This window comes from Oerskovia turbata (genome assembly GCF_000718325.1).
GTDB lineage: Bacteria > Actinomycetota > Actinomycetes > Actinomycetales > Cellulomonadaceae > Oerskovia > Oerskovia turbata.
In genome coordinates this window covers 1-248 of record NZ_JOFV01000061.1, presented here as the reverse complement: position 1 = coordinate 248, position 248 = coordinate 1, and the positions used below count along the sequence as shown (strand labels likewise).

1 protein-coding gene is annotated in these 248 nt (G+C 63.7%); it reads right to left on the bottom strand.

Going from position 1 to position 248, the window contains the following annotated elements; translation table 11 throughout:
• Window positions 1-14: 14 nt before the first annotated feature.
• On the bottom strand, window positions 15-248 hold a 234-nt coding region (locus IE95_RS0118415), incomplete at its 5' end, for a flagellin (protein WP_282916261.1).

The following is a 248-nucleotide window of genomic DNA, read 5'->3' as shown; positions in this document are numbered from 1 at the left end:
GGTGGCTGTCAGTCTCAGCCGAGGAGCTGGAGCACTCCGGCGTTGGACTGGTTGGCCTGCGCGAGCATCGCGGTCCCGGCCTGGGACAGGATGTTGGTGCGCGAGTAGTTCATCATCTCCTTGGCCATGTCGACGTCGCGGATGCGCGACTCGGCAGAGGTCAGGTTCTCCGCGGCGACGTTGATGTTGGAGATCGCGTACTCCAGACGGTTCTGCGTCGCACCGAAGTTCGAACGAGCCGTCGACAC